We start from the raw sequence: 23,858 nt of genomic DNA, 5'->3' as shown, positions 1-23,858 counted from the left end.
CAGCTCCTCGCATGACGGTCGAGGATCGCCGCTGGGCGCGACACGGGCCCTCACCCTCTCCCGTTGGGACAGGGCCGAGCGCGAGCGACGCCCGTGCTCGGGGTGAGGGGATCGGATGCCGGCGTGGGCACCCCCCTCACCCGACGCGCTTCGCGCGTCGACCTCTCTCCGCCGGGGAGAGGTCAGAGCCGAGTCCGCCGCGTGCTCTGCTGCTTGCGCTATTCCAGGTTCTTGGCCGGCGGATAGTCGCGGGAGTAGACCGGATTGGCGAGGAAGGCCTGGTCGCCATAGGTCCAGAACTGGCTCACGTCGGGATAGGTCTTGACGATGGTGTTGACGAGCTGCCCGCCCTTGCGCTCGCAGCGGCGGATGTGCACGTCGCCGACGACGTTGCCGTACTTGTCGAACTTCACCGGGCCGCGCGGTGTGTCCTGCAGCGAGACGCCGCGCAGCGCCTCGTTGAAGGCCTTCTTGTCGTCCGACTTGCCGCCGGTCTTCTGCAGCGCCGCCTCGACCACCTGGCCGGCGATGTACATGCCGGCCGAGTAGCCGCCCGGCAGAACGTTATGGTCCTTGGCCATGTCGGCGACGAACTGCTTGTTGACCGGGCTGTCGAGCGAGGCCGAGTACCAGGCCGCCGACACCACCCCGACCGCCTCGTCGCCGAGGCTCTTCAGGAGGGCGTCGTCCATGGCGGTCCAGCCGGCGAGCAGCGGAATGCGCTTCATGCCGAGATCCGCGTAGGCACGCATGAACTTGACCGGGTTCGACCCGGCGAAGCCGTTGGCGACGCAGTCGACATTGCCGATCTGGGCGATGTAGGGCGTGTAGTCGGGCGTCACCAGCGGCGGCCACAGCTTCTTGACCACCTTGCCGCCGCCGTCCTCGAACACCCGCTGGAAGCCTGACATCTGCTCGTAGCCGAAGGCGAAGTCCTCGGAGATGGTGGCGGCGCGCCTGTATTTCAGCTCCTTGGCGGCGTAGTCGCCGAGCACGTGGCAGCACTGCGCCGAGGTCGCCGAGGGACGCATGATGAACGGGTTGGTCTGGCGCTGGGTGACGTCCTCGGCCGCCGCGAGGCTCATCAGCGGCGTGCCCTTCTGGCGGATGTAGTCGTTGAGGGCGAGGAGCTCGAAGGCGGCGAGCGGCCCGAGGATCACGTCCACGTTGTCGCGCTCGATCAGCTCCGAGGCCTTGGTCTTGGCGCCGGCGGGATTGCCGCCCGTGTCGGCCGAGACCAGCTCGACCTTGCGGCCCGCGAATGTGCTGCCGCGCTGCTTGAGCAGGGTCATGATGCCCTGCTCCATCTGGATGCCGCCCTGCGCCAGCGGACCGGTCTTCACGGTGAGAAGGCCGATCTTGAAGGGGGTCGCTTGCGCGATCGCCGGCATCCCGATCACGGCGGCGGCGGTTCCGGCGGCGGTGCCGGCCAGCACGGCACGGCGAGTCACTCTCGGCATGGCGTTTCGCTCCTCATGTTGTTATGTCGGCAGCGACGCGGTCGCCCGTGGTCTCTCGCGGAGAGACGCGGGCGGCCGCCCGAGCCGGCGCCGCGTTTGGCGGCGAATTGGCGATCCGTTCGGTCGCAGGTGTCGATCATCCGACAGGGATTTGGAAATTGCAAAGGGTAGGCACGGCGAAAAGAGCTGCCGCAGCGCGGGATGGCGTGCCCCCACCGACGCCGTATGCCTTGTCTGCAAAGCTGATGCGCGAAAGCCGGGGATGACGACCGCGACCGGCTGTGCCTTCGCGGCCCTGATCTGCTTCGGGGTCGGCGACTGGATCTACCGCCGCGCCGCCCGCGACGGCGTCGCGGCGCATCACTTCCTGATGGGCCAGGCCTGGCTGTTCTGCCCGTTCGTGATTCTGTTCGCCGCCGCGACGGGGACCCTGACGGTCGGCGGCGCCGCCCTGTGGGGCAATCTCGCCGGGCTGTTCCTGTTCGTCGGCTTCCTGCTGTTCGCCCGCAGCCTGCGGACCGGGCCGGTGAGCGTCAACGGGCCGATCTTCCGCCTCGGCTTCGTGGTCACGGTCGTCCTCGCGATCGCCTTCCTGGGCGAGCCGCTGACCGCCGCCAAGGCGGGCGGGCTCGCCCTGGCGCTCGTCGCCGTGCCGCTGCTGCTCGGTGCTGCGCCGGCGTCGAACGGCGGCCGGAGGCTCGCCGGGCGATCGCTCGCCGAGGTGCTGGTCGCCACCGTGGCGGCCGGCGCCGGCTATTTCTGCCACAAGCTCGGCAGCCTCGGCGGCGCCCCGCCGGCGTCGCTGGTCGCCGCCCAGGCCATGGTGTTCGCCAGCCTCGCGACGCTGTCGACCGCGACGGTGGAGCGGAGCCTGCGCTGGCCGCCCGGCCTGTGGCGGCACGCGGTGCCTGCCGCCGTGGTGCTGTCGGCCGCCTTCCTGTTCTTCGTGCACGCGCTCGCCGCCGGCCAGGCGAGCGTCGTCGTGCCGATCGCCCAGATGGGCTTCGTGCCGGCGGCCCTGCTCGGGATCGGCTTCGGCGGCGAGGCGATGACGGCCCGCAAGGGCCTCGGCCTCGCCGCGGCGCTCGCCGCGCTGGCGCTGCTCGCGCTGGCCTAGGGTCCGCCGGCGACGCTCTCACGCCGTCACGGCACCACGCAGACCAGCACCAGCTTGCCGGACGGGCCGCGCTTCGGCGGCGTGTAGATGACGGTGCGCTCGTCGTCGAACGTGACGGTACCGGCCGGATTGACCGCGAAGGCGTTGATGAGCCGCTCGTTCGGCTCGCAGGCGGCCGAGCAGGCGGCGGTCTGGCAGGTGAACTCGGCGAATCGCCAGCCGATGCCGCGCCCCGCCGGCCCCGGAGGACCCGCCGGCCCGGCCGGCCCCGCCGGCCCGGGCGGTCCGGGATCGCCCTTGTCGCCCTTCTGTGGCTGCATGTCGAAGAACCCGCATCCGCCGACCAGCAGAAGCAGTGCGAGGGCCCCAGCCAAACGTGCTCGCATCAACCAACTCCGTCGTCTCATCGTCGAAGCCGGAAGGTGCTTCGAGCGGCAACGCGAAACGAACGACTTCCGCGCCCGGCGGAAGCACGAATCCCTCGGTAGCAGAAGATGGCGCAGGCCGAAACCCCGCCCGGCGCGATCGGCCGCATTTGCCGTGACCGCTCGCGTCCGTATAATCGAGGTCTTCCCGCAACGCGCCGCCCTCCTCCCGCGAACCTCGGTTCCCAAACCACGGTCTCATCGTGACGACCACGCCCGCAACCGCCGACGACACCACCGAAACGATTCTGATCGTCAACGGCGCACCGGTGCGCCTCGCCGGCGATCCGACCCGCCCGCTGCTCGCCGTGCTGCGCGAGGAGCTCGGCCTCGTCGGCACGCGATTCGGCTGCGGCCAGGAGCAGTGCGGCGCCTGCATGGTGCTGATCGATGGCGAGCCAGTCTACTCCTGCTCGCGCGAGATCGGTGCGCTCGCGGGCCGCAGCATCGTCACGGTCGAGGGGCTGGGCGGCGGCCGCGGCCTGCATCCGCTGCAGCAGGCGCTGCTCGACGAGCAGGCCGGGCAGTGCGGCTACTGCCTGTCCGGCATGATGATCTCGGGCGCCGCCCTCCTGGAGCGGAACCGGCGGCCGAGCCGGCGCGAGATCCTCGACGCGCTCGATCGCCATCTGTGCCGCTGCGGCGTGCACAACCGCGTGGTCCGGGCGGTCCGGCGCGCCGGCGCCGCCATGGACGGCCTCGTCGACGAGGGAACCGCATGATCCCGAACACGCTGCCGCAGAGCCTTATCGACAATCCGCTGCTGTCCGACTGGATCGGCTTCGAGCCGGAGGGCCGGGTGCGGGTCTCCACCGGCAAGGTCGAGATCGGCCAGGGCATCCTCACAGCGCTGGTGCAGATCGCCGCCGAGGAGCTCGACGTCGCCCCGAGCCGGATCAGAACTGTTTCTGGAGAAACATCCGGCGGCCCGAACGAGGGCGTCACCGCCGGCAGCACCTCGGTCGCCATGTCGGGCGCCGCGATCCGGCTCGCCTGCGCCGAGGTGCGCGCCCTGTTCCTCGCCCACGGAGCGGACCGGCTCGGGGTCCCGGCCGAGAGCCTCGTCGTGGAGGACGGACGGCTGCGCCGCGACGGCCGCGACACCGGCCACGACTACTGGTCGCTCGCCGCCGAGATCGATCTCACCCGGCCGGCCACCGGCGGCGCACCGGCCAAGTCGCCGACCCAGTACCGGGTGGTCGGCACCGACCTGCCGCGCGTCGACCTGCCGGCCAAGATCGAGGGCCGCGGCTTCATCCACGACATGGTGGCGCCCGACCTCGTGCACGCCCGCATCGTCCACCGGCCGTGGCGCGACGCCCGGCTGGCGTCGCTCGACGAGGCGGCGGTGCGCCGCGCCGCCGGTCTCCCGATCGAGATCCTGCGCGAGGGCGACTTCGCCGCGCTCCTCGGCGAGCGCGAGTTCGCCGTGCAGCGCGCCGCCCTGATCGCCCGCGAGAAGGCGGTGTGGGAGGGCGGCACGCCGCTGCCCGACGACACCAACAGCCCGGACTGGGTGCTGGCGCAGCCGTCGCGCACCCGCGTCGTCGACACCGGCACGCCGCCCGAGCGCGAGGACGGCGAGGTCGTCAGCGCGACCTACTGGCGGCCGTTCCAGACCTACGGCTCGATCGGCCCGTCCTGCGCGCTCGCGCGCTTCGAGGACGGCCAGCTGACCGTGTGGTCGCACACCCAGAATCCCTATGCGCTGCGCGAGCAGCTCGCCCGCTGCCTGGGGCTCGACGGCGCCGTGACGGTGCTGCACCGGCAGGCGGCCGGCTGCTACGGCCACAACACCGCCGACGACGCCGCCTTCGACGCGGCCTTTCTCGCGACCCGCCGGCCCGGCCGCACCGTCCGGGTGCTGTTCACCCGCGAGGACGAGTTCATGGCCGCCCCGTTCGGAGCCGCCATGGTGATCGGGCTGCGCGCCGTGCTCGGGCCCGACCGGCGGCCGGCGAGCTGGACCATCGACATTGCCAGCCCGGTGCACAGCAATCGTCCCGGCTCGCACGGCCATCACGGCTTCCGCAGCCGCGAGGCCCTGCCCGACCCGCCGCCGCAGCCGGTGATCCGCAACGACAATCCCGACGCCGCCGGCGGCGGCGCCACCCGCAACGGCTACGCGCTCTACGACCTGCCGTTCCACCGGCTGATCCACCGCACCGTCGACCCGGTTCCGCTGCGCACCTCGTCGCTGCGCGGGCTCGGCGCCTACGCCAACATCTTCGCCATCGAGTCCTTCATGGACGAGCTGGCCGAGGCGGCCGGCGCCGACGCGGTCGCCTACCGGCTGTCGCTGATGTCGGATCCGCGGGCCCGCGCCGTGATCGAGGCGGCCGCCGAGATGTGCGGCTGGCCGGGCGACGCGCCGCGCGGCGAAGGCCGCGGGCTCGGGCTGGGCTTCGGCCGCTACAAGAACCGCGCCGCCTACATGGCGGTCGCCGCCGAGGTCGAGGTCGACGAGGCGGTGCGGCTGGTGAGGATCTGGGGCGCCGCCGACTGCGGCCTCGTGATCACGCCGGACGGGGCGAAGAACCAGCTCGAGGGCGGCATCATCCAGGCGGCGAGCTGGGCCCTCAAGGAGGAGCTGCGCTTCGCCGACGGCAAGGTGGCGACCACCAACTGGGACGACTACCCGATCCTGCGCTTCTCCGAGATGCCGGAGATCGAGATCCGGCTGGTCGGCGAGTCCCGCGATCCGCCGCTCGGCGTCGGCGAGGCCGCCATGGGGCCGACCGCGGCGGCGATCGGCAATGCCGTGGCCCGGGCGCTGGGCACCCGCATCCGGGCGCTGCCGCTCAGCCGCGAGCGCATCATGGCGGCGCTGCTCGCCTGAGCCAAGCGGCACTGGCGCCGCCGCGGCCGCCCCGCCTGTTGCCGCCGTGCCCGATCGGCGTAGTCTCCGCGGCGGCGACCACGGTCGCGGCCGGACGAGCGGGGCGGACGACATGAAGCGGAAGGCGACGAGACTGACGGCGACCGCGGCGCTCGGGCTCGCGATCGTCTGGTCGGGCGGAGCCCCCGCTGCCGCGGCGGAGCCGCTTCCCGGCGGGCTGGTGCGGCTGCGCGAGGTCGCGCCCGACATCCTGCAGGACATGCGCTACGCCGGGCCGTTCAACTTCACCGGCGCGCCGGTGCCGGGCTATCGCGCGGCGGAGTGCATCCTGTGGCGGCCGGCCGCGCAGGCGCTCGCCCGCGCCCAGGCCCGGCTCGCCGCGGAGGGCTACCGGCTGAAGGTCTGGGACTGCTACCGGCCGGTCCGGGCCGTGAAGGCCTTCGCCGAGTGGGCGAAGGCGCCCGGCCGCGACGAGATGAAGCCGGTCTTCTACCCGGCGCTGGAGAAGTCGCGGCTGTTCGCGCTCGGCTACATCGCGACGCGCTCCAAGCACTCACTCGGCATCGCGGTCGATCTCGGTCTCGTCCGGCTCGACGATCCGCCGCTGCCGACGCCGGCCGGCGGGGGTGCCTGCGACGGGCCGTTCGAGGGCCGCGCCCGCGAATCGAGCCTCGACCTCGGCACCGCCTTCGACTGCTTCTCGGACACCAGCGCGACCGCCCGGCGCGACATCCCGCCGGCCGCGCGGGCCAACCGCGACCGGCTCCTGCGGGCGCTCGTCCGCGAGGGCTTCACCAATTACGATCAGGAATGGTGGCACTTCGAGTATCACGCCCCGGGTGCGCCGACCGAGCCGTTCGACGTGCCGGTCGAGTGATCGACGGGCGGCGGTCGCACGACCGACGCCCGTCGGGTCGATCATGACTTTTAACGACGACCGCAACACGAGTGCGCGCGACGGTGCCGGGGTGCTTTCGAGACCTCGCGGGAGCGTGCTAGCGTCCGCGACCGGGCTAGCCCTTCCGACCCCTGCCCGCCGGGCGGATCTCACATGAAACTCGCCACCTTCATCGGCCTTCGGAAGCGTCCGCGGCTCGGCGTGGTCGACCTCGAGCAGCGCGCCGTGCTCGATCTCGCCGCGGCAGCCGAGGCGGTGTTCAAGCGGCCGGATCCGACCTTCGGCGACATGCTCGCGCTGATCGACGCCGCGGCCCCCGGGCTCGCGCGCGTCGACGAACTGGTGCGCGAGTGGCCGACCGAGGCGGTGGACGATCTCGACGGCGTCCGGTTCCTGGCGCCGATTCCGATCCCGCGCCAGCTCCGTGACGGCATGGCGTTCGAGGCGCATGTGAGGAACAGCCGCGACCAGGTGGCGAAGCGCACCGGCCGGCCGCAGAAGATGCCGGACGTCTGGTACGAGCACCCCGTCTACTACAAGTGCAACCGCTTCAACGTGGTCGGCCACGAGGCCGACGTGATCTGGCCGTCCTTCTCGGACTGGATGGACTACGAGCTCGAGCTCGCCTGCGTGATCGGCCGCACCGGCAAGGACATCGCCGTGGCGGACGCGCCCGCCCACGTGTTCGGCTTCACCATCTACAACGACTTCAGCGCCCGCGACGTGCAGTTCGACGAGATGCGGGCGGGCCTCGGCCCGGCCAAGGGGAAGGACTTCGACACCGGCAACGTGTTCGGCCCGTGGATCGTGACGCCCGACGAGATCGGCGACCCGCACGCGCTGGCCATGGAGGTGCGGGTCAACGGCGAGCGCTGGGGCGGCGGCAACTCGGCCGACATGCACTGGACGTTCTGGGACATCCTCGCCTACGTCTCGCGCGGCGAGACGCTCTATGCCGGCGAGATCATCGGCTCCGGCACGGTCGGCACCGGCTCGGCCCACGAGCTCGGCCGCACGCTGTCCTCGGGCGACGTGATCGAGCTCGAGATCGAGAAGATCGGCGTGCTGAGAAACCGGCTGATCCGGCCGTGACGCCAGCAACCGGCGCCGCGACCGCATCGCGACGATCGAAGCCCCTTCGGGGGCCGGTCGCCGGCGCGGAGCCGGCCGTCACATCAGCGCCACGCGGCTTCGTTCTTCTGCTCGTAGTCGCGGAACGCCTTGGCGAGTCCCTCCAGCACCTCGGCCGAGGTCTCGAACATCGCCTTGAGCTGCGGCTCGTCCACCTTGTGGATGTCCTCGCGTAGATGATTCTTGATGTCGGTCAACGCCTTCTGCATCTTCTGGGTATGCTGCCGGGGATCCCTGTCGGCGGCGCTCGCCATGGTGCTTCTCCCTGTGCCGGTCGGAGCCGTTGAAGCCGGACCGACGGCGGCATCGCTCGACGCCTCGGTCGCTGAGCCAACGGGGGCGCGCCGAGAGGGTTCCGGCCGAGAGGGTTCCGAATGAACGCGGACGAGCCGGCCGCCGCGACGGGCGCGACGCGCGGCACCGCCGCCGAGGTGCTGGTCGTGTTCCTGTGTCTCGGCCTCACCTCGTTCGGCGGCCCGGTCGCGCATCTCGGCTATTTCCGCGATGCCTTCGTGACCCGCCTGCGCTGGCTCGACGACCGCGCCTATGCGGATCTGGTCGCGCTCTGCCAGTTCCTGCCCGGGCCGGCGTCGAGCCAGGTCGGCATCGCCATCGGCCTCTCGCGCGCCGGCCTGCCCGGCGCGCTCGCGGCGTGGACCGGATTCACGCTGCCGTCGGCGATCGCGCTCGTCCTGTTCGCCTATGGCGTGAAGGCGCTCGGCGACGTCTCCGGGGCGGGCTGGTTGCACGGGCTGAAGATCGTCGCCGTCGCGGTCGTCGCCCAGGCGGTGCTCGGGATGATGCGCGCGCTCGCGCCCGACCGGCGGCGCGCCACCTTCGCCGTGATCGCCGCCGCGATCGTGCTGACCATGCCGTCGGCGTGGAGCCAGATCGGCGCCATTCTGCTCGGCGGCCTCGCGGGCCTCGTGCTGCTGCCGCGCGAGACGGACGCGCCCGATCACGCGGCGCTGCCGCTGACGGTCGGCCGCACCGCCGGCATCGTCTCGCTCGTGCTGTTCGTCATGTTGCTCGCCGGCCTGCCGCTCGTCGCCGCCGCGACGGGATCGCATCTCGCCGCCATGGTCGAGGCGTTCTACCGGGCCGGGTCGCTGGTGTTCGGCGGCGGCCACGTGGTGCTGCCGCTGCTGCAGGCCGCCGTGGTGCCGCCCGGCTGGGTGAGCAACGACGCCTTCCTGGCCGGCTACGGCGCCGCCCAGGCGGTGCCGGGACCGCTGTTCACCTTCGCGGCCTATCTGGGCGCCGTGGCCGGTCCCGCCCCCAACGGCTGGCTCGGCGCGACGGTCGCGCTCGCCGCGATCTTCCTGCCGTCCTTCCTGCTGGTGATCGGCGCCCTGCCGTTCTGGGAGGCGCTGCGCCGGCGCGCCGCCGCCCAGGCGATGCTGAAGGGCGTCAACGCCGCCGTGGTCGGCATCCTGCTCGCCGCCCTTTACGATCCGGTGTGGACCGCGGCGATCCACGGCGGCACCGACGTGGCGCTCGCCGGCGCGGCGTTCCTGCTGCTCACCGCCTGGGCGGCGCCGCCATGGCTGGTCGTGCTGCTCGGTGCGGGCGCCGGTGCGCTGCTCGCGCTCGTCTGATCCGCGCCGGCCGCGGCTCGACACCCGCCGTCGTTTTCGCTTTCGTTGCGACCTTCGCCCGTCCGCTCCGCCGCGTGCCCTCCCGCCCCGCAAGGACGCCTCCCGTGGTCGAACCGATCGTCGACGCCCATCATCACATCTGGCGCCGTGCCGACCAGCCCTGGCTGCAGGGCCCGACCGTGCCGCGCATCTTCGGCGACTACGAGCCGATCAAGCGCGACTACCCGATCGAGGAGTTCCTCCAGGATCTCGACGGCTGCGGCGTCGTCCGCTCGGTCTACGTCCAGACCAACTGGGCCCCGGCCGGCGCCGTCGAGGAGGTCGAGTGGGTCCAGTCGGTCGCCGACCGCACCGGCTGGCCGCACGCCATCGTCGGCTTCGTCGACCTGACCGCGGACGACGCCGCCGACGTGATGACGGCGCAGGCGCGCTGCCCGCGGATGCGCGGCGTGCGCCAGCAGCTGCACTGGCACGACAACCCGCTGTACCGCTTCGCGCCGCGCCCGGACGTGATGAACGACGCCGCCTTCCGGCGCAATTTCGCGCGGCTGGAGGATTTCGGCTTCCTGTTCGAGCTGCAGGTGTTCGCCGGCCAGATGGCGGACGGCGCCGCGCTCGCCCGCGCCTTCCCGGGCGTCACGCTGGTGCTGGAGCATGCCGGGATGCCGGAGGATCGCTCGCCGGAGGGTCGCCGCGCCTGGCGCGACGGCATGCGGCGCCTCGCCGACGCGCCCAATGTGAGCACCAAGCTGTCGGCGCTCGGCACCTTCGTCCGCCGCAACGATCCCGCCCACATCGCCGAGATCGTGCACGAGACGCTGGAGCTGTTCGGCCCGGAGCGCTGCGTCTGGGGCTCCAACTTCCCGATCGAGAAGCTGTGGACGAATTACGGCGCGATCGTCGACGCGGTGCGGACGGCGCTCGCCGAGCGCGGCGCGGCCGAGCGGCGCGCGGTGCTGCACGACAACGCGGTGCGGCTTTATCATCTGTGAGCCGGAACCGGCCCGGCGGGCGCCCCGGCCGCACCGCAGCTTTCGCGCGAACCGCGGCCGCCGCGGACCCGGATCGCTCCCGCGCGGCGGGTTGACCCGAAGGCGGCGCTTGTCCAGCATGCGGCCGTCATGATCCGGCCTGCCGCGCTCTGCGACAACGGATCCGTTCCGCATCCCGGCCCGGACGACGCAAGGTTCCCGGCCGGACGGCAGGCCGCACGCGCCGCTTCGATTCGGCGGCCTCGGGACCGCCCGTGACGGCGGCTCGCGATCGAACCGATCCCGGTCGCGCCGAACTGCGGACGACAGGAAGACAGGTGACGCGATGCTTCTCCGACCCATTGCGGTCCGTTCGACGCCGGCTCGCCCGGCCGTTCACTGCGCGGCGGCGCCGGCGGCCGCACGGCTCGCGGCGCTGCTCGTCCTCGGCGTCGGCCTGATCTGCGGCCTGCCGGCCGCGGCGCGCGCCCAGGCGGTCACGCTCGTCAACGTCTCCTACGATCCGACCCGCGAGCTCTACCGCGCCGTCAACGACGCCTTCGCCAAGGAGTGGCAGGCCAAGACCGGCCAGAAGGTGACGATCCGCACGTCGCACGGCGGCTCCGGCCGCCAGGCCCGCTCGGTCATCGACGGCCTCGACGCCGACGTGGTGACGCTGGCGCTGGCCGGCGACATCGACGCCATCGCTCGCGAATCGAAGCGCCTGCCGGCCGACTGGCAGACGCGCCTGCCGAACAATTCGTCGCCCTACACCTCGACGATCGTGCTGCTCGTCCGCAAGGGCAACCCCAAGGGCATCAAGGACTGGGACGACCTGGCGAAGCCGGGCGTCCAGGTGATCACGCCGAACCCGAAGACCTCGGGCGGCGCGCGCTGGAACTATCTCGCCGCCTGGGCCTTCGAGCTCGACCGCTCGGGCGGCGACGCCGGCAAGGCGAAGGCGCTGGTCGCGGCGATCTTCCGCAACGTGCCGGTGCTCGACACCGGGGCGCGCGGCTCGACCACCACGTTCGTCCAGCGCGGCCTCGGCGACGTGCTGGTCGCCTGGGAGAACGAGGCGTTCCTGGCCAAGCAGGAGTTCGGCGCCGACCGGTTCGACATCGTCTATCCGTCGCTCTCCATCGTCGCCGAGCCGCCGGTGGCGCTGGTCGACCAGGTCGTCGACAAGCGCGGCACCCGCGCGGTGGCGCAGGCCTATCTCGCGTTCCTCTACGGGCCGGCAGCGCAGCGCCTCATCGCGTCGCATTTCTACCGGCCGTTCCGGCCCGAGCACGCCGCGCCCGAGGATCTGGCGCGCTTCGGCAAGACGCGGCTCGTGACCATCGACGGGGTGTTCGGCGGCTGGGCGAAGGCGCAGGCCGAGCACTTCGCCGACGGCGCCGTGTTCGACCAGATCTACCAGGCGGGCGCCCAGGGACGATGACCGCGACCGCATCCGCATCGCCGCGCGCCGCGGCGGCCCCTTGGCGGTTCCGGCAGCCGAGCGCGCTGCCCGGCTTCGGCCTCACCTTCGGCTTCGCCGTCACCTGGCTGTCGCTGATCGTGCTGATCCCGCTCGCCGCCCTGGTGATGCGGGCGAGCGGCCTCGGGCTCGACGGCATCTGGCGCATCACGTCGTCGCCGCGCGTGCTGGCGGCGCTGCAGACCAGCTTCGGCCTGTCGCTCGCCGCCGCCGCCGTGAACGCCGTGTTCGGCCTCCTGGTCGCCTGGGTGCTGACCCGCTACGAGTTCCCCGGGCGCCGCCTGCTCGACGCCGTGGTGGATCTGCCCTTCGCGCTGCCGACCGCGGTCGCCGGCATCGCGCTCGCCGCCATCTACGCCCCCAACGGCTGGATCGGCGGCCTGGTCGCGCCGCTCGGCATCCAGATCGCGTTCACGCCGCTCGGCATCTTCATCGCGCTGGTGTTCGTCGGCCTGCCCTTCGTGGTGCGCACCGTGCAGCCCGTGCTGGCCGACTTCGACCGCGAGATCGAGGAGGCCTCGGCGACGCTCGGCGCGACGCGGCGGCAGACCATCGTGCGGGTGGTGCTGCCGGCGCTGCTGCCGGCGGTGCTGACCGGCTTCGCGCTCGCCTTCGGCCGCGCCGTCGGCGAGTACGGCTCGGTGATCTTCATCGCCGGCAACCTCCCGTTCAAGTCGGAGATCGCGCCGCTCCTCATCGTCATCCAGCTCGAGGAGTTCAACTATGCCGGCGCCACCGCCATCGCCACCGTGATGCTGGCGATCTCGTTCCTGCTGCTGCTCGCCATCAACCTGCTGCAGGCGTTCAGCCGGCGGAGATTCGGCCATGTCTGATCAGCCCGCGGCGCTGCCCGACGAGGGGTCCGGCCGCCCCGCCGCCAGGCCGACGCCGGTGATCCGGCCGCGGCCGACCGTGGACGAGACCCGGGCCACCAAGGCGATCCTGATCGGCACCGCGGTGGCGTTCCTGGCCCTGTTCGTCGTGCTGCCGCTGATCGCCGTGTTCGCCGAGGCGTTTCGCCGCGGCGTCGACCACTATCTCGAGTCCTTCGCCGATCCCGACACCCAGGCGGCCATCCGCCTCACCCTCACGGTGGCGGCCATCGCGGTGCCGCTCAACCTGGTGTTCGGCATCTGCGCGGCCTGGGCGATCGCCAAGTTCGAGTTCCCCGGCAAGAGCCTGCTGACCACGCTGATCGACCTGCCCTTCTCGGTGTCGCCGGTGGTCTCGGGCCTGGTCTTCGTGCTCCTGTTCGGGGCGCAGGGCTATTTCGGCAAGTGGCTCGCCGCGCACGACCTGCAGATCGTCTTCGCGGTGCCCGGCATCGTGCTCGCCACCGTCTTCGTCACCTTCCCGTTCGTCGCCCGCGAGCTGATCCCGCTGATGCAGGAGCAGGGCACGGCCGAGGAGGAGGCCGCCCTCACCCTCGGCGCCTCGGGACTGCGCACCTTCCTGACCGTCACGCTGCCGAACACCAAATGGGCGCTGCTCTACGGCGTGCTCCTGTGCAACGCCCGCGCGATGGGCGAGTTCGGCGCCGTCTCGGTGGTCTCCGGCCACGTGCGCGGCCTGACCAACACGATGCCGCTGCACGTGGAGATTCTCTACAATGAGTACAACTTCGTGGCGGCTTTCGCGGTCGCTTCCCTCCTCGCCGGCCTCGCCCTCGTCACCCTCCTCGCCAAGTCCGTCCTCGAGTGGCGCTACGGTGACGCGCTCGGCCGGACCCGGCTATACTGACCACGTGGACACGGTCGCGATACGGGCCGAAGGGCTGGAGAAGAGGTTCGGCGGCACGCCGGCGCTCAACGGCGTCGACCTGTCGGTCGAGGCCGGCGAGCTCGTGGCGCTGCTCGGCCCGTCGGGCTCCGGCAAGACCACGCTGCTGCGCATCGTCGCCGGCCTGGAGCGGCCGACCGCCGGACACATCTGGTTCGGCGGCGAGGAGGCGACCGCCCTGCCTGTGCAGGCGCGCCGGGTCGGCTTCGTGTTCCAGAGCTACGCGCTGTTCAAGCATCTCGACGTCGGCGGCAACGTCGCCTACGGGCTGAAGGTGCGGCCGCGCCATGCCCGGCCGAGCCGCGCGGCGATCCGCAGCAGGGTCGCCGAGCTGCTCGACCTCGTCCAGCTCGGCGGCCTCGAACGGCGGTTCCCCTCGCAGCTCTCCGGCGGCCAGCGGCAGCGCGTGGCGCTCGCCCGGGCGCTCGCGGTCGAGCCCAAGGTGCTGCTGCTCGACGAGCCGTTCGGCGCGCTCGACGCCAAGGTGCGGCGCGAGCTGCGCCGCTGGCTGCGCGAGCTGCACGACCGCACCGGCCACACCACGCTGTTCGTCACCCACGACCAGGACGAGGCGCTGGAGCTCTCGGACCGGGTGGCGATCCTCAACCAGGGCCGCATCGAGCAGATCGGCACGCCCGACGAGGTCTACGACCGGCCGGCGAGCGCCTTCGTGGCCGGCTTCATCGGCGAGGCGGTGCGGGTGACGGTGACGGTCGAGGGCGGGCTGGTGCGGATCGGCGAGCACGTGCTGCCCGCTCCCGACGCCACCGTGTCCGGGACCGCGGCACTGTTCGTGCGGCCGCGCGACCTGGTCGCCGCCGACGCCCGGTCGGGCGCGCTCGCCGCCACCGTGATCGGCGTCCGCCGCGCCGGGCCGGCGCGGCGCGCCGAGCTGCGGCTCGCCGACGGCGTGCCGCCGGTCGAGATCGAGCTGCCGGCCGACGTCTCGGTCGCCCGCGGCGACGTGATGCACGTCCGGCTGCGCACGATGCGGCTGTTCGGAACGGACGGGGCGAACAGCTAGCGAGTGGCGAATGGCGAATAGGGAAGAGGACCGGCGCTGCTACTCGCCGTTCGCTACTCGCCACCTCGCTGACGCCGGGGCGCGGGTAGCGACGCGGGGCTCGGCGGCCGGACCCGGCACCGGATAGGCGGTGCTCGACTTGACCCGCTCCATGGCGAAGCGCGACGTCACGTTCTTCAGCGGCACCGTCTCGATCAGCTTCTTGTAGAAGGTGTCGTAGGCGCCCATGTCGGCCACCACGACGCGCAGCATGTAGTCGACGTCGCCGGCCATGCGGTAGACGTCCATCACCTCGGGCATCGCCGAGATCGACTTGGCGAAGGCGTCGAGCCACTCCTTCGAATGGTCGCCGGTCTCGATCGAGACGAACACGGTGAGGCCGAGGCCGATCTTCTCGGGCGACACCAGCGCCACCCGGCCGGTGATGACGCCGTCGGCTTCCAGCCGCTGGATGCGCTTCCAGCACGGCGTCTGCGACAGATGCACCTGCTTGGCGAGCGCGGCGAGCGTGATGCTGGCGTCGCGCTGCAGCACCGTGAGAATCCGGCGATCGACCGCATCCACCTTGCGGACCCGGGTCGGAGGAGTGTCCTGCTTCATTTCTTCTCACTTCGGAAGAATAATTTTTCTTCCGCATGAATCTCTGGTTCGCGCAGTAAAAAATAATTCTCTCCGAAGCGCAAGCCGGCCTCCGCCGGCCGACGACACGAAAACGAAACGCGACGCGGGCACGTCCTGCGGCGACCGCTTCTGACGTATCGTGCGGTCTTTCGCCCCCGGCTTCGCATCGAAGCAGCACATCCGGAGTTCCGTCATGCGCATCGCCCTCCATGTCCCGTTCGGCGCCGAGGCCTTCGTCGCGGCCTTGCGGGAGATCCCCGGCGCCGCGCCGGTGGTCGCGACGACCAAGGAGGAGCTGAGCGCCGCGCTCGCCTCGGCCGACGCGCTCGCCGTGATGGCGAGCCTCTACGACCAGGAGACCGCCGATGCGGTCGCGGCGGCGCCGCGGCTGCGCTGGATTCACTTCGTCTCGTCGGGCGTCGATCCGCTGCTGCGCTTTCCGCCGCCGGCGGGCGTCGCGATCACCAACTCGGCCGCCGCCTGGGCTCCGACGGTCGCCGAGCACGCGGTGACGCTCCTCTCCGCCCTGCTCCGTCAGCTGCCGGCCGCCGTGGCAGCGCAACGCGAGCGGCGCTGGGCCGCCGCGGATCTGCGGCCGCGCCTGCGGTCGCTGGAGGCGAGCACGATCGTGCTGCTCGGCTTCGGCGCCATCGGGCAGGCGATCGCCCGCCGCCTGAAGGCGTTCGATGCACACGTGATCGCCGTCGCCCGCACCCGTCGCAGCCATGCCGACGTCGACGAGTTCGCGACCGTCGAGGCACTCGACGAGGTGCTGCCGCGCGCCGACGCGCTGGTCGCGGTCCTGCCCTCGACGCCGGCGACCCGCGGCCTGCTCGACGCCGAGCGGCTGGCGCGGCTGCCGCGCGGCGCGCTCGTCGTCAATGTCGGACGCGGCGACACCATCGTGCAGGACGCGCTGATCGCGGCGCTCGCCGACGGCGGCCTCGGCGGCGCGGCGCTCGACGTGTTCGAGCGCGAGCCGGTGCCGGCGGACAGTCCGGTCTGGACGGCGCCGAACCTGATCGTCACGCCGCATCTCGCCGGCATCGGCAGCCGCGCGCTCGCCGGGCGGCTCGCCGCGGTGTGCGCCGACAACGCCCGCCGGGCCGTGAAGGGCCGGCCCTTCGCCACGCCGGTCGAGACGTCGACCCTCGGCGGCTGAGCCGCGGCGCGCCCGGACGCTCCGTCGAACGCGGCTCACGACGGCGGCACCGGCCGTCGTGAGCAGATCGCCGTGCCGCGGCAACCGTCGCGGGCATCACGTCCCGGCATCGGCCGCCTGATCAGCAGGCCCGGCCCGTCGAGCGCGCCCGTGCGGCGCGCTGCCGCGCCCGATCGAACCGCGGGTTCCGCGTATGGAGAGAAAACCCGACGCCGCCGGGTCTGATCACAGCAGGCCGCTCGCACCGTGCTGCTGATCAGCTGAGGCGGCGGCCGCGGAACGGCCTCGCCTCTCGACGTGATCACGAGAAGATGTCGTCGTGTTAACAATTCGTTATCGTCGCCGGACCGCATCGCGGGCCGGGGCCCTCGCGCTGCTGCAAAAGCCGGTCCGGCACCCGATCTAATTCCATCTCGCGGCGCGTCACACGCGGTCTGATCGAGTTGTCCGACGGTTATGCGACATGAAATGCGGACGAAAGGTTTACATCCGCGTCGTGATGAGATAACCGAAGCATTCCTTTGAATGCCGCGCGATGGTCGTCATGCGTTCCATCGTGTCGTGATGCGGCCGACCAGAACCGAGCATCTTTAGACAGACTCGCACGATCGACATCGCAGGACCGCAGCGTCTCGAGGCCGCAGCATCGCGCGTTCTGCCCCAGCCATTATCGAGGAGTATTCGATGGCACGAGCGACGACCGCCAAGAAGGCGCCCGCCCCCAAGAAGAAGGCCGCCCCGGCCAAGAAGCCGGCTCCGGCCAAGAAGGTGACGGCCACGGCTGCCAAGAAGGCGACCGCCGGCAAGGCGGCCACCACGGTCAAGACGGCGGCTGCCGCCAAGAAGACGGGCGCGTCGAAGCGGCGTGGCTGGACCAAGGACGACGTGAAGGAGCTGAAGGCGCTCGCCAAGCAGAAGCTGCCGACGGCGAAGATCGCCAAGGCGCTGAAGCGCACCGAAGGGGCGACCCGCCAGAAGGCCTATTCGCTCGGCGTGTCGCTCGACTCGCGTCGCTGAGCCTGCGCGGAACGGAGCCTCGGCCCGGCCGGCTCCGCGACCGCCTCTCGCACGGCCGCGCGCCGGCCGCTCACGACCGGCGCCCAGATCGCAGTTCGCGGTTCCTGCTCTTGTCGACCGTTCTCCCCGCGGAGAACGGCCGGCCGGGGCGTTTCGTGATTCAGGCATGCATTCGCGGCGTGGATGCGTGAGCTGCGACGCGGCCGCGGCGTATCGCGGGAGGGCGCCGGTCGCCCCGCCGACGCGCCCGCCCTGTCGGGCGCCGCTCAGTTGTTGGCCAGGGCCGCGGATTCCGAGCGGACGATGTCGCGCTCGATCAGCGCCGCCTCGGCGGCGCTCGCCGCGAAGACCTGTTCCCCGTCCTCCGCCATCACCCGGATCGAGCAGCGCGACCATCCGTCCGCGAAGGCGGACGGGCCGGACGAGAACAGGTCGGCGACCAGCTTGACCGCCAGCTCGCAGGCCTTGTCGGGGTCCGGGAGAACGAGGTCGGACGCCTCGTAGGCGGTCTCCTCGTTGCTGATCCTGATCGTGTAGCGGGGCATCGCGGGCTCGGAGTCGGTTCGGTCCTCCGTATCAAGACACCGGGGCCGCGTTTTGTTCCGTGGGGTTCCGCACACAGCGTCCGCCGGGCGTCCCGGCCAGGAACGCCGGCCGCGGCGCGACGTTGACCCCGCAATGATCGCATCGGCCCGGCGGCACGAGCCGCACAGGTCGCGGCTCCCGCCCGGACGGCCGGCGGCCGCGGTCCGCCGAGGGGGTGCGGATCGCGCCTCGGGAGATCGCAATGAAGGCATTGTGCTGGCACGGCAAGCAGGACATCCGCTGCGACGAAGTTCCGGATCCGAAGATCGAGCATCCGCGCGATGCGATCGTGAAGGTGACGAGCTGCGCCATCTGCGGCTCGGACCTGCACCTTTACGACGGCTTCATGCCCGGCATGGAGTCCGGCGACATCATGGGCCACGAGTTCATGGGCGAGGTGGTCGAGGTCGGATCGGAGAACAAGAAGCTGAAGGTCGGCGATCGCGTCGTCGTCCCGTTCACGATCTGTTGCGGCGAATGCGATCAGTGCCGGCGCGGTTACTTCTCGGTCTGCGAGCGCTCCAACCGCAACAAGTCGGTCGGCGACAAGGTGTTCGGGCACACCACCGCGGGCCTGTTCGGCTACACGCATCTCACCGGGGGCTATGCCGGCGGCCAGGCCGAATACGTCCGGGTGCCCTATGCCGACGTGGCGCCCGTGAAGGTGCCGAGCAATTTGACCGACGAGCAGGTGCTGTTTCTCGGCGACATCTTCCCGACCGGCTGGCAGGCGGTCGTGCAGTGCGACATCGAGCCGACCGACACGGTGGCGATCTGGGGCTGCGGCCCGGTCGGCCAGTTCTGCATCCGCAGCGCCGTGATGCTCGGCGCCCGGCAGGTGATCGCCATCGACCGCGTGCCGGAGCGCCTGGCGATGGCCAGGGCCGGCGGCGCGACCACGATCGATTTCGAGACCGAGAGCGTCGTCGAGCGGCTCAACGACCTCACCGGCGGCAAGGGCCCCGAGAAGTGCATCGACGCGGTCGGGCTGGAGGCGCACGCGACCGCCACGCTCGACTCGATGTACGACCGTGCCAAGCAGGCCGTGATGCTGGAGACCGACCGGCCGCACGTGCTGCGCGAGATGATGTATGTGTGCCGCCCGGCCGGCGTCCTCTCGGTGCCGGGCGTGTACGGCGGCGTGCTCGACAAGATCCCGTTCGGCATGGCGATGAACAAGAGCCTCACCATTCGGACCGGCCAGACCCACGTGAACCGGTGGACCGACGACCTGCTGAAGCGGATCGAGGAGGGCCAGATCGACCCGACCTTCGTGATCACGCACCGGGCGAGCCTCGCCGACGGGCCCGAGCTCTACAAGACGTTCCGCGACAAGCATGACGGCTGCGTCAAGGTCGTCCTGCAGCCGTGAGGAGAACCGAGATGCTCGATCGCACCCGGATGCCGTCCGCCTCGACCGCGCACGCGCTCGCCCGCGGGCTCGGCTGGTTCTCCCTCGCGCTCGGCGCGGCGGAGCTGTTCGCGCCCCGCGCCCTCACCCGGCGGATCGGCCTGCGCGGCCAGGAAGGGCTCGTGCAGGCCTGTGGAGCCCGCGAGATCACCACCGGCATCGGGCTTCTCACCACGTCGCAGCCGGCGCCGTGGCTGTGGGGCCGGGTCGCCGGCGACGTGCTCGACCTCGCGACGCTGGCGGCCGGGAGCGACGGGTCGAGCCGCCGGCGCGGCGCCCGCGGGCTCGCGATGGCGGCGGTGCTCGGCGTCACGGCGCTCGACGTCGCCGCCGCGCTCGCGGCGAGCGGAACCGAGCGGCCGCGCCGCCGCCTCACCTACGGCTACGACCGCCGCCGCGGCTTTCGCGATCTGCCGGACCGGATGCGCGGCATCGCCCGCGACGCGGTCGTGCCGAAGGACATGCGGTTCCCCGAGAAGCTGCGGCCGTGGGGCGGTGGCGGGAGCTGATCAGACGTCCGGCGGCTCTTCCCGAACTCGGCTCATTCCCGCGCAAGCGGGAATCCAGGGTCCCAGGTCGTGCCGCTCCTGGGTCCCCGCCTTCGCGGGGACGAACGGAGCATCCTCCTCCGAGCAGAGGGCATGAGCCCGCGAAGCAGGTGTCAGCGCCGGCCCTTCTCGTTGCTGCCGCCGCCGAGCCCGGCACGGCGCAGCGCCTCGGCGAGCGCGTTGTTGCCGGTGTCGCGCTCGGGCTTCCGCCCGTAGTCGTTGCGCCCTCCGCCGCCGCGCGCGTCGCGCTGGTCGCGGCCGCCGCCCGCACGGCCGGCGCCGGAGCGCTGGTCCTGTCCGGGCTGGTCGTCGAGCCGCATGGTGAGCGAGATGCGCTTCCTCGGCTTGTCGACCTCCAGCACCTTCACCCGCACGATGTCGCCGGGCTTCGCCACCTCGCGCGGATCCTTCACGAAGGTCTTCGACATCGCCGAGACGTGGACGAGCCCGTCCTGGTGCACCCCGACGTCGACGAAGGCGCCGAACGCCGCGACGTTGGTGACGACGCCTTCCAGGATCATGCCGGGCTTGAGGTCGTCGAGCGTCTCGACGCCCTCCTTGAACTCGGCGGTCTTGAAGGCCGGGCGCGGGTCGCGGCCCGGCTTCTCCAGCTCCTTGAGGATGTCGGTGACGGTCGGCAGCCCGAACGTCTCGTCGACGAAGCTCTTCGGCGCGAGACCGCGCAGCGTCGCCGAATTGCCGATCAGCGCCTTGATGTCGCTCTTGGTCGCCTGGAGGATCCGCCGCACCACCGGATAGGCCTCCGGGTGCACGCCCGAGGCGTCGAGGGGATCCTCGCCGTCGCGGATGCGCAGGAACCCGGCGCACTGCTCGAACGCCTTCGGCCCGAGCCGCGGCACCTCCTTCAGGGCCTTGCGGCTCTTGAACGGGCCGTTGGTGTCGCGATGCAGGACGATGTTCTGGGCGAGGCCGGAGCCGATGCCGGAGACGCGGGCGAGCAGCGGCGCCGACGCCGTGTTGACGTCGACGCCGACCGCGTTGACGCAGTCCTCGACCACGGCGTCGAGCGAGCGCGACAGCTTGGACTCGGAGAGGTCGTGCTGGTACTGGCCGACGCCGATCGACTTCGGGTCGATCTTGACCAGCTCGGCGAGCGGATCCTGCAGCCGCCGCGCGATCGACACGGCGCCGCGCAGCGTCACGTCGAGCCCGGGCAGCTCCTCGGACGCGTAGGCCGAGGCCGAGTAGACCGAGGCGCCCGCCTCCGACACGACGATCTTGGAGAGCTTCAGCTCGGGGTGCTTCTTGATCAGCTCGACGGCGAGCTTGTCGGTCTCGCGCGAGGCGGTGCCGTTGCCAATGGCGATCAGCTCGACCTTGTGGGCGCGGGCGAGCGCGGCGAGCGTGGCGATCGAGGCGTCCCAGCGCCGCTGCGGCTCGTGCGGGAAGATCGCGTCGGTCGCCACCACCTTTCCGGTGGCGTCGACCACGGCGACCTTGACGCCGGTACGGTAGCCGGGATCGAGCCCCATGGTGGCGCGGGTGCCGGCCGGCGCGGCGAGCAGCAGGTCGCGCAGATTGGCGGCGAAGACCCGCACCGCCTCCTCCTCGGCCGCCGTCCACAGGCGGAGCCGCAGGTCGATGGTGAGGTGGACGAAGATCTTGGTGCGCCACGCCCAGCGCGCCGTGTCGACCAGCCATTTGTCGGCCGGCCGCCCGCGGTCGGCGATGGCGAAGCGGTGCATGATCGACAGCTCGTAGGAGCTCGGGCCCGAGGAGCCGGCGTCCTCGCCCTCGATGCGCACGTCGAGCATCTCCTCGCGCTCGCCGCGGAACATCGCCAGAATCCGGTGCGACGGCAGCTTCGCCAGCGGCTCGGAGAAGTCGAAATAGTCGGCGAACTTGGCACCGGCCTCGGCCTTGCCGTCGCGCACCTTGGAGACCAGCCGGCCGCTCGTCCACAGCGCCTCGCGCAGCTTGCCGATCAGGTCGGCATCCTCGGCGAAGCGCTCCACCAGGATGGCGCGGGCGCCGTCGAGGGCCGCCGCCGCGTCGGCGACGTTCTTGTCGGGGTTCACGAAGCTGGCGGCGAGCGCCTGCGGATCGTTGGTCGGGTCGGCGAGGAGCTGCTCGGCGAGCGGGGCGAGGCCCGCCTCGCGGGCGATCTCGGCCTTGGTGCGGCGTTTCGGCTTGAACGGCAGGTAGATGTCCTCGAGCCGCGCCTTCGAGTCGGCCGCCATGATCTGGGCCTCGAGGGCGTCGTCGAGCTTGCCCTGGCTCCTGATCGACTCGAGGATGGCGGTACGGCGCTCCTCCAGCTCGCGCAGGTAGCGCAGCCGCTCCTCCAGGGTGCGGAGCTGCGCGTCGTCGAGCGCGCCGGTCGCCTCCTTGCGGTAGCGGGCGACGAACGGGACGGTGGCGCCGCCGTCCAGGAGCTCCACGGCGGCCGCGACCTGCTCCTCGCGGACGCCCAGCTCCTCGGCGATGCGGCGATTGATGGTTGCGCTCACCTTCGTCCTCCCGACCCTCGGCCGGCCGCCGCGGGAACCACGGCGCCGGGGGCTGGGGTATGCCGGAGCCGGACGCGATTCCGCAACCCCCCGGCTCCGCCGTCCCCGTCGTCGCGCGCCGGCCCCGGCTCCGCCGCGCCGGGCCCGGCCGCCCCGGCCGGACGCGCCACCGCCTCGACCAGGCTCGTGGCCAGCATCTCGCGGACATGCAGCAGCAGCGGCGTCGGCTTCTTGTAGGCCGAGGCGGCGAGGCACAGCGTGCTGGTCAGGTTCGGCCGGGTCACGGTCTGCAGCCGGTAGCGCTCGGGCGCGTGGCTCGCGGCGATGGCCGAGGACGGCAGCACCGCGTGACCGTAGCCCGCCAGCACGAGCTCCAGGATCGACGGCACGCTCGCCACCTCCCAGGCGACGTCGAGCTTGATGCCGGCGAGCACCGCCTGGGTCTCGACCAGCCGCCGGATCGAGTGGCTCTGCCCGGGCAGGATCAGCGGCAGGCCCGGCAGGTCCGCGAAGGCGATCGTCGGCGTCGCGGGCCTGCCGCCGTCTGCGGCCGAGACGAGGCAGACCGGATCGTCGAGCACCGGCAGGATGTCGAGCGCCGTGTAGGGCTCCGGATTGAGCAGCACCGCGAGGTCGATCCGGTCGGTGGCGATCCACTCGGTGAGATGCGTCGTCAGCCCCTCGATGATCGACAGGCGGGCGCGCGGCAGGTTGCTGCGGAACTCGGCGGCCAGGCGCAGCGTCAGCATCCGCCCGAAGCTCGGCGGCATGCCGATGGTGATCAGGCCGGACGGCTCGTCGCGCTCCGACAGGATCTGCTCGCGGATGCGCGACATCATCTGCATGACGTCGATCGAGTGGCGGAACAGGTGCTTGCCGGACTCGGTCAGCACCACGCCGCGCCCGTTGCGGGTGAGGAGACGGACCTTGAGATCCTCCTCCAGCAGACGCACCTGGCGCGACAGCGCCGGCTGCGCGACGCCCAGCACGATGGCGGCCTTGCTGAAGCTGCCCTGCTCGGCGACGCAGACGAAGTATTCGAGCTGTCTGAGATTCAACGGATCCTCGACCGACCGCGATGCGTCCGGGTCCGCTCCGCCGCGACGGATCGCGCGGTGGAGCCTCGGGCGCACTCTCTATCGATTCATCACCCGGCCGTCTTCACACCGGGCGACCGGCGGCCATGAGCGGATCTCACTATAACCGAAATCGATAGCTGATAGAAAACCAGCATCCTTGGTCGCCATCAGCGCGCACCCCTATATCGAGACGCGCCGCGTTGCGCCCGAAGACCCCCGACAAATCAACAATGTTCCAG

22 protein-coding genes are annotated in these 23,858 nt (G+C 71.7%); 15 read left to right on the top strand and 7 right to left on the bottom strand.

Annotated elements, in window-relative coordinates; translation table 11 throughout:
- Positions 1–218 precede the first annotated feature (218 nt).
- A complete protein-coding gene (locus J2S22_RS19755; protein WP_272776837.1) occupies positions 219–1,460 on the bottom strand; it encodes an ABC transporter substrate-binding protein in 1,242 nt (413 codons plus the stop codon).
- Between the two features lie 262 nt (positions 1,461–1,722).
- Between J2S22_RS19755 and J2S22_RS19750 the strand changes: the two genes are divergently transcribed.
- The gene (locus tag J2S22_RS19750; RefSeq protein WP_272776838.1) at positions 1,723–2,577 is read left to right on the top strand and encodes an EamA family transporter; all 855 of its coding nucleotides are present in this window, start codon (positions 1,723–1,725) and stop codon (positions 2,575–2,577) included.
- Between the two features lie 26 nt (positions 2,578–2,603).
- Here the strand turns inward: J2S22_RS19750 and J2S22_RS19745 are convergent, their stop codons facing one another.
- Complete coding sequence (locus J2S22_RS19745; protein WP_272776839.1) at positions 2,604–2,963, bottom strand: hypothetical protein; 360 nt, start codon at positions 2,961–2,963, stop codon at positions 2,604–2,606.
- A gap of 242 nt (positions 2,964–3,205) precedes the next feature.
- On the opposite strand from J2S22_RS19745, the gene J2S22_RS19740 reads away from it, so the two are divergent.
- The 4 genes from J2S22_RS19740 to J2S22_RS19725 all read left to right on the top strand — a co-directional run bounded on the left by J2S22_RS19740 (position 3,206) and on the right by J2S22_RS19725 (position 7,831).
- Positions 3,206–3,724: a (2Fe-2S)-binding protein gene (locus tag J2S22_RS19740; RefSeq protein ID WP_272776840.1), complete on the top strand. Its 519-nt coding sequence runs from the start codon at positions 3,206–3,208 to the stop codon at positions 3,722–3,724.
- Positions 3,721–5,841, top strand: coding sequence for a xanthine dehydrogenase family protein molybdopterin-binding subunit (locus J2S22_RS19735; RefSeq protein ID WP_272776841.1), 2,121 nt, complete (start codon positions 3,721–3,723; stop codon positions 5,839–5,841). The genes J2S22_RS19740 and J2S22_RS19735 overlap by 4 nt, the downstream gene beginning before the upstream one ends.
- A gap of 112 nt (positions 5,842–5,953) precedes the next feature.
- Positions 5,954–6,718, top strand: a complete 765-nt coding sequence (locus tag J2S22_RS19730) for a M15 family metallopeptidase (protein ID WP_272776842.1) — start codon at positions 5,954–5,956, stop codon at positions 6,716–6,718.
- Between the two features lie 174 nt (positions 6,719–6,892).
- Positions 6,893–7,831, top strand: coding sequence for a fumarylacetoacetate hydrolase family protein (locus J2S22_RS19725; protein WP_272776843.1), 939 nt, complete (start codon positions 6,893–6,895; stop codon positions 7,829–7,831).
- Between the two features lie 83 nt (positions 7,832–7,914).
- On the opposite strand, the gene J2S22_RS19720 is transcribed toward J2S22_RS19725, so the two are convergent.
- Positions 7,915–8,124, bottom strand: a complete 210-nt coding sequence (locus J2S22_RS19720; RefSeq protein WP_272776844.1) for a hypothetical protein — start codon at positions 8,122–8,124, stop codon at positions 7,915–7,917.
- A gap of 120 nt (positions 8,125–8,244) precedes the next feature.
- On the opposite strand from J2S22_RS19720, the gene chrA reads away from it, so the two are divergent.
- The 6 genes from chrA (at position 8,245) to J2S22_RS19690 (ending at position 14,725) form a co-directional block, all read left to right on the top strand.
- Complete coding sequence (chrA, locus tag J2S22_RS19715) at positions 8,245–9,468, top strand: chromate efflux transporter (protein ID WP_272776845.1); 1,224 nt, start codon at positions 8,245–8,247, stop codon at positions 9,466–9,468.
- 104 nt (positions 9,469–9,572) lie between these two features.
- Positions 9,573–10,460 (top strand): amidohydrolase family protein, encoded by an 888-nt coding sequence (locus tag J2S22_RS19710; protein WP_272776846.1) that lies wholly within the window; start codon positions 9,573–9,575, stop codon positions 10,458–10,460.
- A gap of 325 nt (positions 10,461–10,785) precedes the next feature.
- The gene (locus J2S22_RS19705) at positions 10,786–11,883 is read left to right on the top strand and encodes a sulfate ABC transporter substrate-binding protein (RefSeq protein ID WP_272776847.1); all 1,098 of its coding nucleotides are present in this window, start codon (positions 10,786–10,788) and stop codon (positions 11,881–11,883) included.
- A complete protein-coding gene (cysT, locus tag J2S22_RS19700; RefSeq protein WP_272776848.1) occupies positions 11,880–12,755 on the top strand; it encodes a sulfate ABC transporter permease subunit CysT in 876 nt (291 codons plus the stop codon). The genes J2S22_RS19705 and cysT overlap by 4 nt, the downstream gene beginning before the upstream one ends.
- The gene (gene cysW, locus J2S22_RS19695; RefSeq protein ID WP_272776849.1) at positions 12,748–13,662 is read left to right on the top strand and encodes a sulfate ABC transporter permease subunit CysW; all 915 of its coding nucleotides are present in this window, start codon (positions 12,748–12,750) and stop codon (positions 13,660–13,662) included. Before cysT ends, cysW begins: the two co-directional genes overlap by 8 nt.
- 4 nt (positions 13,663–13,666) lie before the next feature.
- Complete coding sequence (locus tag J2S22_RS19690; RefSeq protein WP_272776850.1) at positions 13,667–14,725, top strand: sulfate/molybdate ABC transporter ATP-binding protein; 1,059 nt, start codon at positions 13,667–13,669, stop codon at positions 14,723–14,725.
- Positions 14,726–14,764: 39 nt separating this feature from the next.
- Here J2S22_RS19690 and J2S22_RS19685 read toward each other — a convergent pair whose 3' ends face one another.
- A complete protein-coding gene (locus J2S22_RS19685) occupies positions 14,765–15,325 on the bottom strand; it encodes an Lrp/AsnC family transcriptional regulator (RefSeq protein ID WP_284701213.1) in 561 nt (186 codons plus the stop codon).
- A 214-nt stretch (positions 15,326–15,539) separates the two neighbouring features.
- On the opposite strand from J2S22_RS19685, the gene J2S22_RS19680 reads away from it, so the two are divergent.
- Complete coding sequence (locus tag J2S22_RS19680) at positions 15,540–16,508, top strand: D-2-hydroxyacid dehydrogenase (protein ID WP_272776851.1); 969 nt, start codon at positions 15,540–15,542, stop codon at positions 16,506–16,508.
- 684 nt (positions 16,509–17,192) lie between these two features.
- Positions 17,193–17,525: a hypothetical protein gene (locus tag J2S22_RS19675; RefSeq protein ID WP_284701221.1), complete on the top strand. Its 333-nt coding sequence runs from the start codon at positions 17,193–17,195 to the stop codon at positions 17,523–17,525.
- A gap of 266 nt (positions 17,526–17,791) precedes the next feature.
- On the opposite strand, the gene J2S22_RS19670 is transcribed toward J2S22_RS19675, so the two are convergent.
- A complete protein-coding gene (locus J2S22_RS19670) occupies positions 17,792–18,070 on the bottom strand; it encodes a DUF6894 family protein (RefSeq protein ID WP_272776852.1) in 279 nt (92 codons plus the stop codon).
- A gap of 242 nt (positions 18,071–18,312) precedes the next feature.
- Between J2S22_RS19670 and J2S22_RS19665 the strand changes: the two genes are divergently transcribed.
- Both J2S22_RS19665 and J2S22_RS19660 read left to right on the top strand, forming a co-directional pair.
- A complete protein-coding gene (locus tag J2S22_RS19665; RefSeq protein WP_272776853.1) occupies positions 18,313–19,482 on the top strand; it encodes a zinc-dependent alcohol dehydrogenase in 1,170 nt (389 codons plus the stop codon).
- Positions 19,483–19,493: 11 nt separating this feature from the next.
- Positions 19,494–20,030: a cyclase dehydrase gene (locus J2S22_RS19660; protein WP_272776854.1), complete on the top strand. Its 537-nt coding sequence runs from the start codon at positions 19,494–19,496 to the stop codon at positions 20,028–20,030.
- 152 nt (positions 20,031–20,182) lie between these two features.
- Here the strand turns inward: J2S22_RS19660 and J2S22_RS19655 are convergent, their stop codons facing one another.
- On the bottom strand, positions 20,183–22,540 hold the full coding sequence (locus tag J2S22_RS19655) for a Tex family protein (protein ID WP_272776855.1): 2,358 nt from the start codon (positions 22,538–22,540) through the stop codon (positions 20,183–20,185).
- A complete protein-coding gene (locus tag J2S22_RS19650) occupies positions 22,537–23,598 on the bottom strand; it encodes a LysR family transcriptional regulator (RefSeq protein ID WP_307155862.1) in 1,062 nt (353 codons plus the stop codon). Before J2S22_RS19650 ends, J2S22_RS19655 begins: the two co-directional genes overlap by 4 nt.
- Between the last annotated feature and the right edge of the window lie 260 nt (positions 23,599–23,858).

The organism is Rhodoplanes tepidamans (genome assembly GCF_030813915.1).
Taxonomy (GTDB): domain Bacteria; phylum Pseudomonadota; class Alphaproteobacteria; order Rhizobiales; family Xanthobacteraceae; genus Rhodoplanes; species Rhodoplanes tepidamans.
Note: the sequence above shows the minus strand (reverse complement) of the source record. Positions and strands in the feature narration are given on the sequence as shown.

What these genes read in the sequence shown, in the direction of transcription:
- J2S22_RS19755 (WP_272776837.1), bottom strand. Translation starts at nt 1,460, where the DNA reads ATGCCGAGAGTGACTCGCCGTGCCGTGCTGGCCGGCACCGCCGCCGGA.
- J2S22_RS19670 (WP_272776852.1), bottom strand. Translation starts at nt 18,070, where the DNA reads ATGCCCCGCTACACGATCAGGATCAGCAACGAGGAGACCGCCTACGAG.
- J2S22_RS19730 (WP_272776842.1), top strand. Translation starts at nt 5,954, where the DNA reads ATGAAGCGGAAGGCGACGAGACTGACGGCGACCGCGGCGCTCGGGCTC.
- J2S22_RS19705 (WP_272776847.1), top strand. Translation starts at nt 10,786, where the DNA reads ATGCTTCTCCGACCCATTGCGGTCCGTTCGACGCCGGCTCGCCCGGCC.
- J2S22_RS19660 (WP_272776854.1), top strand. Translation starts at nt 19,494, where the DNA reads ATGCTCGATCGCACCCGGATGCCGTCCGCCTCGACCGCGCACGCGCTC.
- J2S22_RS19675 (WP_284701221.1), top strand. Translation starts at nt 17,193, where the DNA reads ATGGCACGAGCGACGACCGCCAAGAAGGCGCCCGCCCCCAAGAAGAAG.
- J2S22_RS19680 (WP_272776851.1), top strand. Translation starts at nt 15,540, where the DNA reads ATGCGCATCGCCCTCCATGTCCCGTTCGGCGCCGAGGCCTTCGTCGCG.
- cysT (WP_272776848.1), top strand. Translation starts at nt 11,880, where the DNA reads ATGACCGCGACCGCATCCGCATCGCCGCGCGCCGCGGCGGCCCCTTGG.
- J2S22_RS19750 (WP_272776838.1), top strand. Translation starts at nt 1,723, where the DNA reads ATGACGACCGCGACCGGCTGTGCCTTCGCGGCCCTGATCTGCTTCGGG.
- J2S22_RS19745 (WP_272776839.1), bottom strand. Translation starts at nt 2,963, where the DNA reads ATGCGAGCACGTTTGGCTGGGGCCCTCGCACTGCTTCTGCTGGTCGGC.
- chrA (WP_272776845.1), top strand. Translation starts at nt 8,245, where the DNA reads ATGAACGCGGACGAGCCGGCCGCCGCGACGGGCGCGACGCGCGGCACC.
- J2S22_RS19735 (WP_272776841.1), top strand. Translation starts at nt 3,721, where the DNA reads ATGATCCCGAACACGCTGCCGCAGAGCCTTATCGACAATCCGCTGCTG.
- J2S22_RS19725 (WP_272776843.1), top strand. Translation starts at nt 6,893, where the DNA reads ATGAAACTCGCCACCTTCATCGGCCTTCGGAAGCGTCCGCGGCTCGGC.
- cysW (WP_272776849.1), top strand. Translation starts at nt 12,748, where the DNA reads ATGTCTGATCAGCCCGCGGCGCTGCCCGACGAGGGGTCCGGCCGCCCC.
- J2S22_RS19720 (WP_272776844.1), bottom strand. Translation starts at nt 8,124, where the DNA reads ATGGCGAGCGCCGCCGACAGGGATCCCCGGCAGCATACCCAGAAGATG.
- J2S22_RS19665 (WP_272776853.1), top strand. Translation starts at nt 18,313, where the DNA reads ATGAAGGCATTGTGCTGGCACGGCAAGCAGGACATCCGCTGCGACGAA.
- J2S22_RS19685 (WP_284701213.1), bottom strand. Translation starts at nt 15,325, where the DNA reads ATGAAGCAGGACACTCCTCCGACCCGGGTCCGCAAGGTGGATGCGGTC.